The organism is Variovorax sp. MPBD4-3 (assembly GCF_058809745.1).
Genome location: NZ_JBXASW010000001.1, coordinates 17388 through 32071 on the forward strand (window position 1 = coordinate 17388; position 14684 = coordinate 32071).

Consider the following 14684-nt stretch of genomic DNA (forward strand, 5'->3'; position numbering starts at 1 on the left):
CCGCCCGGGCGACAACTTCGGCACCTGGGCGATCTGAAATAAGGACGCCCACGAAAAAGCGGCCCGCGGGCCGCTTTTTTCATTTCCAGAACACCGCGGAACCGGCTTCGCCGGGCCGCAGGTGTTGCCCCCTGCAAGGGGGTGGGCGTAGCGACACGAAGTGCGCGAAGCCTGGGGGTTATTCCACTTTCGCCTTCGCGCGCAGGTCTTCCTGGTACTTTTGGAGGCGCTGCTGCTGCAGCTGCTGCGTGATCTGCGGCTTCACTTCTTCCAGCTTCGGCAGTTGAGCCTGGCGAATGTCGTCGACGCGGATGATGTGCCAGCCGAACTGGGTCTTGATCGGGGCGGGGGTGGTCTCGCCCTTCTTGAGCTTGATCATGGCTTCCGAAAACTCGGGCACGAAGCTCGCGGGGTTGGCCCAGTCGAGGTCGCCGCCGTTGGCGCCCGATCCCGGGTCCTTGCTCTGCTTCTTGGCGATGTCTTCGAACTTGGCGCCCTTCTTCAGGTCGGCCATGATCTTCTTGGCCTGGTCTTCGGTTTCGACCAGGATGTGGCGCGCCTTGTATTCCTTGCCACCGTTGGCCGCGACGAACTTGTCGTACTCGGCCTTCACGTCGGCGTCCGAGACCGGGTTGTTCTTGCGGTAGTTGTCGAACAGCGCGCGGATCAGGATGGCCTGGCGGGCGAGTTCGAGCTGGTTCTTGTAGTCCTCGCTGGCGTCCAGGCCCTGCTTCTGGGCTTCCTGCATGAACACTTCGCGCGCCACGATTTCCTCGCGCAGCTGGCCTTGCATTTCAGGCGTCACCGGGCGGCCGGCGGCGGCCAGCTGTTGGGCCAGAACGTCCATGCGGGCCTTGGGCACCGGCTTGCCGTTCACGATGGCTGCGTTCTGTGCGAGCGCGGCCATGGGAATGGCACCGAGCAGCACTGCGGCCGCGACGGCCTGCAAGATTTGTTTTTTCATGGAATGAATATCGAGCTGGAAAGGAAATGCGCGTGTAGGAAAAGGCGCGGGAAAGAAAGCAGGGATAGGGAAGAAAAAGGCGGGGTGGCACGGCAGCCGCTGCAACCACATCGGGCGTGGCGCGCGGCCCCTTGGACGACTCAGAGCACCTCGATGGCGATGGCGTGCAGACCCTGTGCGATAAAAACTTGGAGGGCATCATACACAAGCCGATGCCGCGCCACGCGGGGCTTTCCCTCGAACCGGGGCGAGGCGATGCGGACCCGGAAATGGGTGCCGCGGCCTTGCGCGTTGGCGCCCGAATGGCCGGCGTGGGCGGCGCTTTCGTCTATCACTTCGAGCTGCGTGGGGGCCAGCGCCTCGCGCAGCGCGGCCTCGAGGTCGGCCGCCATGGGCAGCAGTGCGGTGGTGGTGTTGCTCGTCATGCGGTGGGCTTGTCGTCGTTCTTCAGGTGCGGCGCGATGTACAGGCCTTGCGCCACGAGGAAGACGATGGGGAACACGTAGCCCCAGAGCTTGAAGTTGACCCAGGCCTCGGTCGTGAAGTACGCCGCCACGTAGCCGTTGATGGCGGCCATGAACAGGCAATAGCCGATCCACGCCACGTTCAGCCGGCCCCAGATGCGCTCGGGCAGCTCGAGCTGCTGGCCCAGCAGCATCTTCAGGAAGTTCTTCTTCAGCGCCCAGAGCGCCACGGCCAGCGCGAGCGCCATTGCGCCGTACAGCACGGTCGGCTTCCACTTGATGAAGCGGTCGTCGTGCAGCGCCAGCGTGAGCGTGCCGAACAGCAGTATCAGCACCAGCGTGGCCTTCTGCATGGCCTGCAGCTTGCGCTCCATGGCGTAGATGATGGCCATCTGCACCACGGTGGCGGCCATCAGCACGCCGGTGGCCGTGTAGATGTCGCCCAGCTTGTAGGCGCCGAAGAACAGCAGGATCGGGAAGAAGTCGAGGATCAGTTTCATTCGGAGCGGCTCAGTCGGCCTTTTTCTGGAAGTCGAGCGAAGCCGAGTTCATGCAGTAGCGCAGGCCGGTCTCGGTGGGGCCGTCGGGGAACACGTGGCCCAGGTGGGCGCCGCAATTTGCGCAGACGTTCTCGGTGCGCACCATGCCGTGCGAGCGGTCGATGATGTTCCTGATGGCGCCGGGCACCGCTTCTTCGGAGAAGCTGGGCCAGCCGCAGCCGGCGTCGAACTTGGTCGAAGACTCGAACAGCTTGGCGCCGCAGCACACGCAGTGGTAGGTGCCGTCGTCCCAGTGGGCTTCGTACTTGCCGGTGAAGGGGCGTTCGGTGGCGGCGTGGCGCGTCACTTCGAAGGCGGCGGGTTCGGCGCCTTTTTCAGCGAGCAGGGCTTTCCATTCGGCGTCGGTTTTCTGTACGGGAGTGGTCATGATGAGCAGCTGATTTCGATCGTGGAGGCCCAGTCGGGCGGGAAGCCGGCATAAGCATCGGCGCCGGGATGTTCTTCAAATGGGGACTCGAGCAGAGCCAGCAAGGTTGCCACACCTGAGTTGTCTTTTTGCTGACTTGCTTCGATGGCTTGCTGCCCGAGGTGGTTCCGCAGCACGAACTTGGGGTTCGACCGAAGCATCAGGCCCGCCGCCTTCGCCCGGTCGGACGCCGCATGGCGCTCCGAAAACAATAGCAGCCAGGCATCGAAGCCCTCGCGGTCCAGGAACAGGTCGCGCACCGGCTCGAGCTTGCCGTCGGCCATGTGGTTCGACAGCCGGCGCCAGAAGATCGTGTAGTCGACCTTGCCCGCGGCCAGCAGCTTGAGCACGCCTTCGACGAGCGGGCGGTCGCCCTCGGCCGCGTCGGCCAGGCCCAGCTTGGCGCGCATGCGGCCCTCGAACTCGCTGGGGAACACGCTCTTGTAAGACTCCAGCGCGGCCACGGCGATTTCCTGGTCGCCGATCAGCGGCAGCAGCGCCTGCGCCAGGCAGAACAGGTTCCAGTAAGCGACATTGGGCTGCTGGTTGAAGGCGTAGCGGCCGCTGGTGTCGCTGTGGTTGCAGATATGGCGCGGATCGAAGCCGTCCAGGAACTGGAACGGCCCGTAGTCGATGGTGAGCCCCAGGATGCTCATGTTGTCGGTGTTCATCACCCCGTGGCAGAAGCCCACGGCCTGCCATTGCGCGAGCAGGGCGGCGGTGCGCTCGCTCACGGCCTCCAGGAATGCGGCATACGCATTGCCGTTGAAGCGCCCGGTATTGCGGCAGTCCGGGTAGTAGCGGTCGATGACGTAGTCGGCCAGCGCGCGCAATTCGTCTTCACGCTGGTTGGCGGCAAAGTGCTCGAAGTGGCCGAAGCGCACGAAGCTGGGCGCCACGCGCGCCACGACCGCTGCGCTTTCGAGCTCCTCACGGCGCACCCGGGCGTCGGAGCCGGTCACGCTGAGGGCGCGCGTGGTCGGAATGCCCAGCCCGTGCATCGCCTCGCTGCAGAGGAATTCGCGGATGCTGGAGCGCAGCACCGCGCGGCCGTCGCCGCCGCGGGAGTAGGGCGTGCGCCCCGCGCCTTTCAGCTGCACTTCGAGCCCGCCGTCGGTCTCGCCGATCATGATGGCGCGCCCGTCTCCCAGCTGGCCGGCCCACACGCCGAACTGGTGGCCGCTGTACACGGTTGCAAAGGGGCGGGTTCCCGCAATGGGCATGCTGCCCGTCAGCGCGGCCAGCGTGTCGCCCGACTCATGCCAGCCGGGCGGCAGGCCGAGTTCGTGCGCAACGGCCTCGCTGCGCCCCACCCAGTAAGGATCGGGCAGGGGCGTCGGCCGCAGTTCGGTGAAAAACGCGGGGCCCAGGTTGGAGAAGCCGGGTTTCCAGCGCAGTCCCAGGTCGGCGACCGGGGTGTCTTCAGCAAGCAAGCTCATGCGCGGATTGTCCGGCAGAGCGCGAAACCCCTTGCCGCGGGGGCCATCGGGGTGGCCGTTCAGGCAGCCAGCGGGGCGGGGCTGTCCCAGATGCGTGCCCGGTACTGCGCCGGCGGCACGCCGAACCAGCGCTTGCAGGCGCGGAAGAAGTTGCTCGTGTCGACGAATCCCAGCATGTCCGCCACGTCGGTCAGCGTATGGCGGTCTTCCGCCAGGTACTGCTGCGCAAGTTCGCGGCGGGTGCGGTCCAGCAAGCCCTGGAACGACACCGACTCCTCCTGGAGCCTGCGCTGCAGGGTGCGCTCGGCCAGGCCCAGGCCGGACGCCACGTCCTGCCGGCGCGGCTCGCCATGCTGCAGCCGGCGCGCGATCTCGGCGCACACGAGGCTGCTGGTGGTGGTCTGGCCCAGCAGGTCGAGCTGATCGTCGAGCAGGTGCTCCTGCAGCTCGCCCAGCGTCTCGTGATGGGTGGGCAGCGGCAGGGCCAGGTCGGCGGCCGACAGCAGCAGCCTGTTGGCCGGCGCGTTGAAACGCACCTCGCAGCCGAAGGCCTCGCGGTGCGGCCGGTCGTCGGCCGGCGAGGGGTAGACGAACTCCATGGCCAGCGGCTGCAGCTCGCGCCGCGTGAGCCACTGGCATTGCATCAGCGTTGTCAGCAGGGCGTATTCGACGCGCTGGCGCGGAATCGGCAGGCTGCCGCCGGTGTGCTCCATCGCCAGCCAGCAGCCGCGCGGCTCGGGGTGCAGCGAGAAAGCAGTCGCATCGGAGATCACCGCCATGTAGCGCGCCAGCCGCGCGAGCGCGGCTCCGAGCGTGGGGCTGCAAGACATGGCATGGCCCACCGTGCCCAGCTTGCTGTGCGTGGCGGCCAGGTCGCGATGCAGGCCCAGCGTGGGCCGGGCGGCGCGTGCCACGGCGAGCTGCCATAGCACCGTGATCTCGTCGACGGGGATGCGTGCGTTCTGCCGGTGCAGGGAATCGGGGTCGAAGCCGGCCTCCAGCAGCAGCGAAGGCACGTCCAGTCCTTCGGCCTCGAACATCGACAGCACGCCTTCGAGCCACGCGGCGGAGCTGGTGCGCAGTTCCGGCTGCGGCATGCCGCCGGACCGGCGTTGCGGCCCGCGCTGGCGGTGCGACTGGGAGGCTCCTGAAGTCATTCGTTTGGCTTCCTTGCGATAGCGATGAAAACGACGCCGGTTTCTAGAATTTTTTTGCGTGCTCGGCGGCCCGGAGTATGGGTGCCGTGCGCCAGGCAAGGAATTCCGATTAACCCGGTGTGGAGACAAAAACATGAATACAGAGACAACGGCGCAAGGCCAGGGCGCGGCGGCAAGGACTGCGATAGCCAGGGCCGCCGCCGCAGTGGTCGCTGTCGCGGCCTTGGCAGCGCTCTCGGCCTGCGGCGGCGGATCGTCCGGTTCGCCCGGCTTCGCCTTCCTGCCGGGTGCGCCTGCGCCGGCGCCAGCCCCCGCGCCCGCGGCCCCGCCTCCGGCCGACGGCCCGATGGTGCGCCAGACCACGGCCGGCAAGATCGAAGGCGTGGACGACAGCGCCGGCTCGGGCACCTACTACTGGAAGGGGGTTCCGTTCGCCAAGGCACCGGTGGGCGCGCTGCGCTGGCGTGCGCCGGTTGCGCCCGAAGCCTGGAGCGGCATTCGCCCGGCCGCCAGATTCGGCAGTGCCTGCCTGCAGATCGGCCGCATCTTCAGCCCCGGCCTCAACAACACTTACGACGCCACCATCGGCACCAACCTCGGAAAGCCGGTCGGCAGCGAAGACTGCCTGTTCGTCAACATCTGGCGCCCGGCGACGGCCGAGAAGAACCTGCCGGTGCTGCTGTTCATCCATGGCGGCAGCAACATCTCCGGCTATACAGCCGACCCGCTGTACGACGGCGCCAAGCTGGCGAAGACCGCCAACGCGGTGGTCATCACCGCCAGCTACCGCCTCGGCATCCTGGGCTTCCTGAACATTCCGCAGCTGAAACCCGGCGGCACGCAGGGCGATGACTCGGGCAACTTCGCGCTGCTCGACAACATGGCGGCGCTGCGCTTCATTGCGGACAACGTTTCCAACTTCGGCGGCGATCCGGGCAACGTCACGCTGTCGGGCGAGTCGGCGGGCGCCACCAACCTGCTGTCGGTCATGACTTCCCCGATGGCCAAGGGCCTGTTCCACAAGGCCTTCGAGATGAGCGGCGGCATTTCGCTCGCGACCAACCTGCCGCCCGGCACGCTGCCTTCGCTCTCGCCGGCCTCGGCTTCGCTCGCGCAGGGCGCGGCCATACTGGAGAAGCTGCTCGTGGCCGACGGCACAGCTGCCGACGAAACCGCAGCCAAGGCCTACATCGCCACCCGCACGCCGGCCCAGATCGCAGAGTACCTGCGGGCGCAGGACGGCGGTGCGCTGCTGGGCAAGGTGGCGGCGGCCGGGCTCGGCTCGGTCGCGCCGATTCCCGATGGCACCGTGATCCCGACCGACCCCATCGGCGCCATCGCGGCCGACCGGTACGTGAAGGTGCCCATGCTCGCGGGCAACACGCGCGACGAGGGCAAGCTCTTCGCCTCGCTGCTGGGGACCATCGGCTTTCCGACCTCGGGCTGGATCGTCAACGACGCCCAGCGCTTCTCGCTGATGTTCAACTTCGACCCCGATGCCGCGCCCACGCTCACGGTGAACGACATCATCGATCCGTTCTACCTTCCGGTAGACAAGGCCGGCACCGGCTACAACGCGGCCACCGCGCTCATCACGAAGGGCCTGTTCGAGGCCAACCGCGACAACCTGCTCGACACGATGAAGACGCGCCAGTCGAACATCTGGCACTACCGCCTCGACTGGTCGCAGGAGGCTTCGCCGTGGAACGACGTGTACGGCGCCTCGCACGCCTTCGACCTGCCGTTCGTGTTCGGCAACTTCGGCCCGTCGGTGCTGTCGAGCTCCATCGGCGGCAAGGCCAACGAGAAAGGGCGGCTCGCGCTTTCGAAGGCCGTCATGGCCAGCATCGGGGCCTTCATGCGCAAAGGCGATCCGAACACGCCCGAACTTGGTGCGACCTGGGCGCCGTGGCCTTCGCAACTGCTGCTGGACGCCACGCCCACGGACATCAGGATCACCCCGGTGCAATGAGCCGCTCCGTTCAATCTTGCAGTGCGGGTTTGTGTCATTGTGGAAGTGGCCGAAGCTTGCGTGAATCCGTTGTCCGCAAGTTTTCATGAAGTCATTTCACATAGGAGTCCGTAGATGCTGGGTTTGATGCAAGACCAACCGCTTTTGATCTCGTCGCTGATCGAGTTCGCCGAGCGCCACCATGGCGACGGCGAGATCGTCTCGCGCCGTGTCGAGGGCGATATCCACCGCTGCACCTGGAGCGACATCGCATCGCGCGCCAGGCAGGTGGCCAATGCGCTGGACGGCGAGCAGCTGCTGTTCAGCGACCGCGTCGCGACCCTGGCCTGGAACGGCTATCGCCACCTGGAGCTGTACTACGGCGTGAGCGGCAGCGGCCGCGTGCTGCACACCATCAACCCGCGCCTGCACCCCGACCAGATCGCCTGGATCGCCAACCACGCCGAAGACCAGATCCTGTGCTTCGACCTGAGCTTCCTGCCGCTGGTGCAGGCGGTGCACGCCAAATGTCCCACGATCCGGAAATGGGTTGCACTGTGTGATGCCGACAAGCTGCCGGCCGACAGCGGCGTGCCCGGCCTGGTGAGCTACGAGAGCTGGATGGGCGCGCAGCCCACCGACTACGAATGGCCCAGCTTCGACGAGAACTCCGCGTCGAGCATGTGCTACACGAGCGGCACCACGGGCAATCCGAAGGCCGCGCTCTACAGCCACCGCTCCACGCTGCTGCATGCGTATGCCGCGGCGCTGCCCGACGTCATGCGCCTGTCGGCGCGCGACTCCGTGCTGCCGGTGGTGCCCATGTTCCACGTCAACGCCTGGGGCATTCCGTACTCGGCCGCGCTGGTGGGCTGCAAGCTGGTGTTCCCCGGCCCGGCGCTCGACGGCAAGTCGGTGTACGACCTGATCGAGGCCGAAGGCGTGACCTTCGCGGCGGGCGTGCCCACCGTGTGGCAGATGCTGCTGGGCCACATGCAGACCAACGGCCTGAAGTTCAGCAAGCTGGACCGCACCGTCATCGGCGGCTCTGCCTGCCCGCCGGCCATGATCACGGCGTTCCAGGAGAAGTACGACGTCGAGGTGCTGCACGCCTGGGGCATGACCGAGATGAGCCCGCTGGGCACGCTGTGCACGCTGAAGAACAAGCACCTGTCGCTGCCGCCGGACGCCCAGCTGAAGATCCGCATGAAGCAGGGCCGCGCGATCTTCGGCGTCGACATGAAGATCGTCGACGGCGACGGCGACGGCAACGAGCTGCCCTGGGACGGCAAGGCCTTCGGCGACCTGCTGGTGAAGGGCCCTTGGATCGTCAAGGAATACTTCAAGGGCGAGGGCGGCGATCCGCTCATTCCGGATGCGCGCAACCGCGGCTGGTTCCCCACCGGCGACGTCGCCACCATCGACGCCGAGGGCTACCTGCAGATCACCGACCGCAGCAAGGACGTGATCAAGTCCGGCGGCGAGTGGATCAGCTCCATCGACATCGAGAACATCGCCGTCGCGCACCCGGCCGTGGCCATGGCCGCGTGCATCGGCGTGTTCCATCCCAAGTGGGACGAGCGGCCCGTCATCGCCGTGGCGAAGAAGCCGGGCGCCGAAGTCACGCGCGAGGAGCTGCTGAAGTTCTACGAGGGCAAGACCGCCAAGTGGCAGATCCCCGACGACGTGGTGTTCGTCGAGGCCATTCCGCTGGGCGCCACCGGCAAGATCCTGAAGACCAAGCTGCGCGAGCTGCTCAAGGACTACAAGCTGCCCACACTCTGAAAACACAGGCAAAGCCCTGCCGCACTGTCGCGCACGCGATAGGAAAGCCGCCCCGGCGGCTTTCCTTGCGGGCAATCCCTGTGCGGTGAAAAAAAGGGCGCTTGTACGCTGCGATCCCGCATAACGAAACTGGAGACTCCTCATGCAATTTGCTATCAAGTCAGTAGCTGCCTGCGCCATGTTGGTGAGCGTTACCGCCGCATTCGCGCAAAAGGGCGAGACCGTCAAGATCGCCTGGCTCGACCCTCTGTCCGGCCTCATGGCCGCGGTCGGCACCAACCAGCTCAAGACCACGCAATTCCTTGCCGAGGAGTTCAACAAGAAGAACCAGTCGGGCGTGAAGTTCGAGATCATCGCGCTCGACAACAAGCTCAGCCCGCAGGAGACCACCGCCGCGCTGCGCTCGGCGCAGGACCAGGGCGCCCGCTACATCATGCAGGGCAACGGCTCCGGCCCGGCGCTGGCCATCATCGACGCCATCGAGAAGAACAACTCGCGCAACCCCGGCAAGGAGTTGCTGTACATGAACTACGCGGCGGTCGACCCCGACCTGACCAACAGCAAGTGCAGCTACTGGCACTTCCGGGTCGACGCCGACACCTCCATGAAGATGGAGGCGCTGACCACCTGGATGAAGGACCAGCCCGACATCAAGAAGGTCTACCTGCTCGGCCAGAACTACGCCCACGGCGTGCAGGTGGCCAAGTTCGCCAAGGAAGACCTGAAGGTCAAGCGCCCCGACATCCAGATCGTGGGCGAAGACCTGCACCCGCTGGCGCAGGTGCGCGACTTCTCGCCCTACATCGCCAAGATCAAGGCCTCGGGCGCCGACACCGTCATCACCGGCAACTGGGGCTCCGACCTGTCGCTGCTCATCAAGGCGGCCAACGACTCGGGCCTGAACGTCAAGTTCCTCACCTACTACGCGCCGGGCGCCGGTACCCCCACGGCCATGGGGGCCACTTCGGACGGCAAGGTCTACACCGTGGCCTACGCCCACTACAACATGGGCGGCGAGATCCAGCAGCTGCTCAACGGCTACAAGAAGCGCATGAATGACGACCTGACGCAGTCGTCGATCTATCACGTGTTCGCGCTGCTCGACGCGGCCTTCGCCAAGACGAAGTCGACCGATCCGGTCAAGGTGGCGGCGGCGCTGGAAGGCATGAAGATCAAGAGCTTCAACGGCGAGGTCGAGATGCGCAAGTCCGACCACCAGCTGCAGCAGGGCCTGTACATCTCGCGCTGGGAAAAGGCCAGCGCCAAGTACCCCTACGACGCGGAGAACACCGGCTACACCAACGTGCCCGTGAAGTACTACGAGTCGTACGTGGCAAGCACGCCCACCACCTGCCAGATGAAGCGTCCCTGAGTGGTCTTGGCGCGAGTCCGCTCCAGCATTTCTACCCGCTGGTAGCAGCGGTCTACCCGCGGGTAGCAATTCGGGCGCCGCGCTGTCGCATGCGCGATAGAAACGGCCCCTTGCGGCCTCGCTCTTACGGGCATTCCCTGAGGGGAGGGGCTGCAATCGCTTGTACGCTCGTACAGCGTTTTGATTCGGTTCTGATTCGGTTTGACCAGGAGATATAGATTGAATTTCGCTCTGAAAATCGCTGCCGCAGCCGTCATTGCGGCCACCGCCACCGGTGCCCTCGCCCAGAAGGGTGAAACCGTCAAGATCGCATGGCTCGACCCGCTGTCGGGCCTCATGGCCGCGGTCGGGACGAATCAGCTCAAGACCTTCCAGTTCTTCGCCGAAGAGTTCAACAAGAAGAACGCCGCCGGCGTGAAGTTCGAGATCATCGGCATCGACAACAAGCTCAGCCCGCAGGAGACCACCAGCGCGCTGCGCTCGGCCCTCGACCAGGGCGCCCGCTACATCGTGCAGGGCAACGGCTCCGGCCCTGCGCTGGCCATCATCGATGCGCTCGAGAAGAACAATGCGCGCAACCCCGGCAAGGAAGCGCTGTACCTGAACTATGCGGCCGTCGACCCCGACCTGACCAACAGCAAGTGCAGCTACTGGCAGTACCGCTTCGACGCCGACACGTCGATGAAGATGGAAGCGCTGACCACCTACATGAAGGACCAGCCGGACATCAAGAAGGTCTACATCATCGGCCAGAACTATGCGCACGGCCAGCAGGTTTCCAAGTTCGCCAAGGAAGACCTGAAGCACAAGCGCCCAGACATCCAGATCGTCGGCGACGACCTGCATCCGCTCGCGCAGGTGCGCGACTTCGCGCCGTACATCGCGAAAATCAAGGCTTCCGGCGCCGATACCGTCATCACCGGCAACTGGGGCTCCGACCTCGCGCTGCTCATCAAGTCCGCCAACGACTCGGGCCTGAACGTCAAGTTCTATACCTACTACGCCGTGACCACCGGCACGCCGACCGCCATGGGCGCGGCGTCCGACGGCAAGGTCTACCAGGTCGGCTATGCCCACTACAACATGGGCGGCGACATGCAGAAGTACGCCGAAGACTTCAAGAAGAAGTTCAACGACGACCTCTACACCACCGACATCTACACCGTGTTCCAGGCCCTGACCGAAGCCTTCGTGAAGACCAAGTCGACCGACCCCGTCAAGGTCGCGGCCGCCATGGAAGGCATGAAGTTCAAGAGCTTCAACGGCGACGTCGAACTGCGCAAGGCCGACCACCAGCTGCAGCAGGGCCTGTACATCGCCCGCTGGGAAAAGGCCAGCGCCAAGTACCCGTACAGCCCGGAGAACACCGGCTACACGCTGGCACCCGTGAAGTACTACGACGCCTACGTTGCCAGCACGCCCACGTCCTGCCAGATGAAGCGCCCCTCCTGATTTCGGGAGCGCGCCAACGCGGTCGAGGCCCGACTTCAACACTCGGGCCTTTTTCTTTTTTACCTGACACGAAAGACCGATGAACGTCGAATTCTTCGTCATCTCGCTGCTCAACGGCGTGAGCTACGGCTTGCTGTTGTTCATGCTGAGCTCTGGCCTCACGCTGATCTTCAGCATGATGGGCGTGCTCAATTTCGCGCACGCCAGCTTCTACATGCTGGGCGCCTACTTCGCCTACACGCTGTCGGGCATCGTCGGCTTCTGGCCGGCACTCTTCATCGCGCCGCTGCTGGTGTTCGTGCTGGGCGCGGCCTTCGAGCGCTACTGCCTGCGCCGCGTCCACAAGTTCGGCCATGTGCCCGAGCTGCTGGTGACGTTCGGTCTTTCGTACCTCATTCTCGAAATCGTGCAGCTGGTGTGGGGCCGTTCCACGGTGCCCTATGGCCTGCCGACGGCGCTGCAGGGCCCGCTCTTCACGCTCTACGGCACGCAGTTCCCCAAGTCGCGCTCGTTCATCATGCTGGTGGCGGTGCTGATGCTGGTGTCCGTGTGGCTGCTGCTCACGCGCACCCGCATCGGCTTGGTCATCCAGGCGGCGCTGAAGCACCCCGACATGGTCGAGGCGCTGGGCCACAACGTGCCGCGCGTGTTCATGCTGGTGTTCGGCGGCGGCGCCGCGCTGGCGGGGCTGGCGGGCGTGGTCGGCGGCAACACCTATGTCACCGAGCCGGCCATGGCGGGTTCGGTCGGCTCCATCATCTTCGTGGTGGTGGTGGTCGGCGGCATGGGCTCGCTGGCGGGCGCATTCCTGGCCTCGCTGATCATCGGCATCGTGCAGACCTTCGCGGTGGCCATGGACCAGTCGCTCGCGACCGGCCTGCAGGCGCTCGGCGTGGCCGTGACCGACCAGACCTTCGGCTACGAGCTGCTCAAGCTCACCATCTCGCAGGTGGCGCCCATTCTTCCGTACCTGTTCCTGGTGCTGATCCTCATCTTCAGGCCCAAGGGTCTTCTCGGAACCCGGGAGGACTGACGCCATGAATACTGCAACCACAACCGCTTCGACCTCCACGCCGGTGCGCTACTACCGGTTCAAGCCGCTGAACATCGGCCGCATCTTCATCTGGTCTTTCTTCGCGCTGCTGCTGATCGTGGCGCCGATGATCTTCACCAGCAGCCTGGCGCTCACCATGCTGTCGCAGATCGGCTACCTGATCATCATCTGCCTGAGCTACAACATCCTGCTGGGGCAGGGCGGCATGCTCAGCTTCGGGCACGCGGTGTACGTGGGCCTGGGCTCGTTCATCGCCATCCACGCCATGAACCTGGCCGGCGCCGGCAAGCTGCCGATCCCGCTGGTGCTGATTCCGCTCGTGGGCGGGCTCGGCGGCATGTTCTTCGCGGTGGTGTTCGGCTATGTGTCGACCAAGAAGTCGGGCACCACCTTCGCGATGATCACGCTCGGCCTGGGCGAGCTGGTGGCCGCGATGGCGCTGATGTTCCCCAGCTTCTTCGGCGGCGAGGGCGGCATCACCACCAACCGCGTGTATGGCGCCTCGTTCTTCGGCATCAACTTCGGGCCGCAGAACCAGGTGTACTACCTGATCGCGGTGTACTGCTTCATCTGCACCGGGCTGATGTTCGCCTTCACCGGCACGCCGCTCGGACGCATGCTGAACGCGGTGCGCGACAACCCGGAGCGCGTGGAGTTCATTGGCTACAACACGCAGCGCGTGCGCTACTACGCCTTCATCATCGCGGGCTTCTTCGCGGGCATCGGCGGCGGCCTGGCGGCCATCAACTTCGAGATCGTGAACGCGGCCGACAGCCTGAACGGGCTGCGCTCGGGCAGCTACCTGCTGTTCACCTTCCTGGGCGGCGCCACCTTCTTCTTCGGGCCGATCATCGGCGCGGCGCTGCTGGTGTTCGCGCTGGTGTTGCTGTCCGAACTCAGCAAGGCCTGGCTGCTGTACGTGGGCCTGGTGTTCCTGCTGATGGTGATGTTCGCGCCCGGCGGCGTGGCCAGCCTGATCATGATGAACGTGCGCGTGGCGCTGTTCGGCAAGATCAAGCGCTTCTACCTGCTGTACGTGGGCCTGTTCGTCGGTGCGGGCGTGATGCTCGCGGGTGCGGCGGCCATCGTCGAGATGATCTATCACATGCAGCTGAACGCGGCGCTCGGCCCCCTGGTGCCGTTCGCGGGCCTGCAGCTGGACACCTCGTCGGCCACGAGCTGGATCGTCGCCGTGGCGCTGCTGGCGGTGGGCCTGGGCATCTTCGAGGTGTTCCGCAGGCGCTTCGCGAAGGCCTGGGGCCAGGCGCAGGAAGAAATCGAAGCCGAGATCAAGCGGCGGGAGACGGCATGACCTATTCACTCGAACTCAAGGGCCTGCGCAAGAGCTTCGGCAAGACCGACATCATCCGTGGCGTGGACCTGGCCGTGACGGCCGGCGAGCGCATCGCCATCATCGGGCCGAACGGCGCGGGCAAGTCCACGCTGTTCAACCTGATCAGCGGGCGGCTCACGCCCACCAGCGGCGAGGTGCTGCTCAACGGCCAGCGCATCGACGGCATGAAGCCGTACGAGATCAACCGCATGGGCCTGTCGCGCAGCTTCCAGATCACCAACATCTTCCCGAAGCTCAGCGTGTTCGAGAACCTGCGCTGCGGGGTGCTGTGGAGCCTGGGCTACAAGTACACCTTCCTGCGATTTCTCTCGAACCTGGACGACGCCAACGAGCGCACCGAGGAGCTCATCAGGCAGATCGGCCTGGAGAAGAAGCGCGACGTGCATGCGGTGAACCTCACGTACGCCGAGCAGCGCGCGCTGGAGATCGGCGTGACCATCGCTGGCGGCGCCAGCGTGATCCTGCTGGACGAGCCCACGGCCGGCATGAGCAAGACCGAGACTTCGCACTTCATCTCGCTCATCAAGCACGTCACCGTGGGCAAGACGCTGCTGACGGTGGAACACGACATGGGCGTTGTCTTCGGGCTGGCCGACAAGATCGCGGTGGTGGTGTACGGCGAAGTGATCGCCTTCGACACACCGGCTGCGGTGCGCGCGAATGCGCGCGTGCAGGAGGCCTACCTCGGCTCCTCTGTTGCGGATGCACAAGGGGCGGGACACTGAC

13 protein-coding genes are annotated in these 14684 nt (G+C 65.5%); 7 read left to right on the forward strand and 6 right to left on the reverse strand.

All coding sequences use genetic code 11. The annotated features are described in order from the left end of the window. Positions 1 to 178 precede the first annotated feature (178 nt). The 6 genes from AC1RVW_RS00055 to AC1RVW_RS00080 form a co-directional block, all read right to left on the reverse strand. The gene (locus tag AC1RVW_RS00055) at positions 179 to 964 is read right to left on the reverse strand and encodes a peptidylprolyl isomerase (RefSeq protein ID WP_081269435.1); all 786 of its coding nucleotides are present in this window, start codon (positions 962 to 964) and stop codon (positions 179 to 181) included. 140 nt (positions 965 to 1104) lie between these two features. Further along, positions 1105 to 1389, reverse strand: a complete 285-nt coding sequence (locus AC1RVW_RS00060) for a BolA family protein (protein ID WP_493197235.1) — start codon at positions 1387 to 1389, stop codon at positions 1105 to 1107. Then, entirely contained in the window at positions 1386 to 1928 is a 543-nt protein-coding gene (locus tag AC1RVW_RS00065; RefSeq protein WP_493197237.1) for a septation protein A, read from the reverse strand. Before AC1RVW_RS00065 ends, AC1RVW_RS00060 begins: the two co-directional genes overlap by 4 nt. Positions 1929 to 1938: 10 nt before the next feature. Continuing rightward, complete coding sequence (gene msrB, locus AC1RVW_RS00070; protein WP_081269438.1) at positions 1939 to 2355, reverse strand: peptide-methionine (R)-S-oxide reductase MsrB; 417 nt, start codon at positions 2353 to 2355, stop codon at positions 1939 to 1941. After that, the gene (locus AC1RVW_RS00075) at positions 2352 to 3833 is read right to left on the reverse strand and encodes a protein adenylyltransferase SelO (protein WP_493197239.1); all 1482 of its coding nucleotides are present in this window, start codon (positions 3831 to 3833) and stop codon (positions 2352 to 2354) included. The genes msrB and AC1RVW_RS00075 overlap by 4 nt, the downstream gene beginning before the upstream one ends. Positions 3834 to 3892: 59 nt before the next feature. Further along, complete coding sequence (locus AC1RVW_RS00080) at positions 3893 to 4930, reverse strand: AraC family transcriptional regulator (protein ID WP_493197507.1); 1038 nt, start codon at positions 4928 to 4930, stop codon at positions 3893 to 3895. 193 nt (positions 4931 to 5123) lie between these two features. Between AC1RVW_RS00080 and AC1RVW_RS00085 the strand changes: the two genes are divergently transcribed. The 7 genes from AC1RVW_RS00085 (at position 5124) to AC1RVW_RS00115 (ending at position 14683) form a co-directional block, all read left to right on the forward strand. After that, positions 5124 to 6962: a carboxylesterase/lipase family protein gene (locus AC1RVW_RS00085; protein ID WP_493197241.1), complete on the forward strand. Its 1839-nt coding sequence runs from the start codon at positions 5124 to 5126 to the stop codon at positions 6960 to 6962. Positions 6963 to 7076: 114 nt separating this feature from the next. Beyond that, complete coding sequence (locus AC1RVW_RS00090) at positions 7077 to 8726, forward strand: 3-(methylthio)propionyl-CoA ligase (protein ID WP_493197243.1); 1650 nt, start codon at positions 7077 to 7079, stop codon at positions 8724 to 8726. A gap of 142 nt (positions 8727 to 8868) precedes the next feature. Then, complete coding sequence (locus tag AC1RVW_RS00095; protein ID WP_081269442.1) at positions 8869 to 10098, forward strand: branched-chain amino acid ABC transporter substrate-binding protein; 1230 nt, start codon at positions 8869 to 8871, stop codon at positions 10096 to 10098. A 219-nt stretch (positions 10099 to 10317) separates the two neighbouring features. Continuing rightward, positions 10318 to 11550, forward strand: coding sequence for a branched-chain amino acid ABC transporter substrate-binding protein (locus AC1RVW_RS00100; RefSeq protein ID WP_081269443.1), 1233 nt, complete (start codon positions 10318 to 10320; stop codon positions 11548 to 11550). Positions 11551 to 11629: 79 nt separating this feature from the next. Continuing rightward, entirely contained in the window at positions 11630 to 12583 is a 954-nt protein-coding gene (locus AC1RVW_RS00105) for a branched-chain amino acid ABC transporter permease (protein ID WP_081269444.1), read from the forward strand. Positions 12584 to 12587: 4 nt separating this feature from the next. Next, complete coding sequence (locus tag AC1RVW_RS00110) at positions 12588 to 13916, forward strand: branched-chain amino acid ABC transporter permease (RefSeq protein WP_493197246.1); 1329 nt, start codon at positions 12588 to 12590, stop codon at positions 13914 to 13916. Continuing rightward, positions 13913 to 14683: an ABC transporter ATP-binding protein gene (locus AC1RVW_RS00115; protein ID WP_081269446.1), complete on the forward strand. Its 771-nt coding sequence runs from the start codon at positions 13913 to 13915 to the stop codon at positions 14681 to 14683. Before AC1RVW_RS00110 ends, AC1RVW_RS00115 begins: the two co-directional genes overlap by 4 nt. Position 14684 lies beyond the last annotated feature (1 nt).

Bases quoted from the DNA above. Each gene is read 5' to 3' on its own strand.
- AC1RVW_RS00055 (WP_081269435.1), bottom strand. From the start codon at position 964: ATGAAAAAACAAATCTTGCAGGCCGTCGCGGCCGCAGTGCTGCTCGGT.
- AC1RVW_RS00060 (WP_493197235.1), bottom strand. From the start codon at position 1,389: ATGACGAGCAACACCACCACCGCACTGCTGCCCATGGCGGCCGACCTC.
- AC1RVW_RS00065 (WP_493197237.1), bottom strand. From the start codon at position 1,928: ATGAAACTGATCCTCGACTTCTTCCCGATCCTGCTGTTCTTCGGCGCC.
- msrB (WP_081269438.1), bottom strand. From the start codon at position 2,355: ATGACCACTCCCGTACAGAAAACCGACGCCGAATGGAAAGCCCTGCTC.
- AC1RVW_RS00075 (WP_493197239.1), bottom strand. From the start codon at position 3,833: ATGAGCTTGCTTGCTGAAGACACCCCGGTCGCCGACCTGGGACTGCGC.
- AC1RVW_RS00080 (WP_493197507.1), bottom strand. From the start codon at position 4,930: ATGCCGCAGCCGGAACTGCGCACCAGCTCCGCCGCGTGGCTCGAAGGC.
- AC1RVW_RS00085 (WP_493197241.1), top strand. From the start codon at position 5,124: ATGAATACAGAGACAACGGCGCAAGGCCAGGGCGCGGCGGCAAGGACT.
- AC1RVW_RS00090 (WP_493197243.1), top strand. From the start codon at position 7,077: ATGCTGGGTTTGATGCAAGACCAACCGCTTTTGATCTCGTCGCTGATC.
- AC1RVW_RS00095 (WP_081269442.1), top strand. From the start codon at position 8,869: ATGCAATTTGCTATCAAGTCAGTAGCTGCCTGCGCCATGTTGGTGAGC.
- AC1RVW_RS00105 (WP_081269444.1), top strand. From the start codon at position 11,630: ATGAACGTCGAATTCTTCGTCATCTCGCTGCTCAACGGCGTGAGCTAC.
- AC1RVW_RS00110 (WP_493197246.1), top strand. From the start codon at position 12,588: ATGAATACTGCAACCACAACCGCTTCGACCTCCACGCCGGTGCGCTAC.
- AC1RVW_RS00115 (WP_081269446.1), top strand. From the start codon at position 13,913: ATGACCTATTCACTCGAACTCAAGGGCCTGCGCAAGAGCTTCGGCAAG.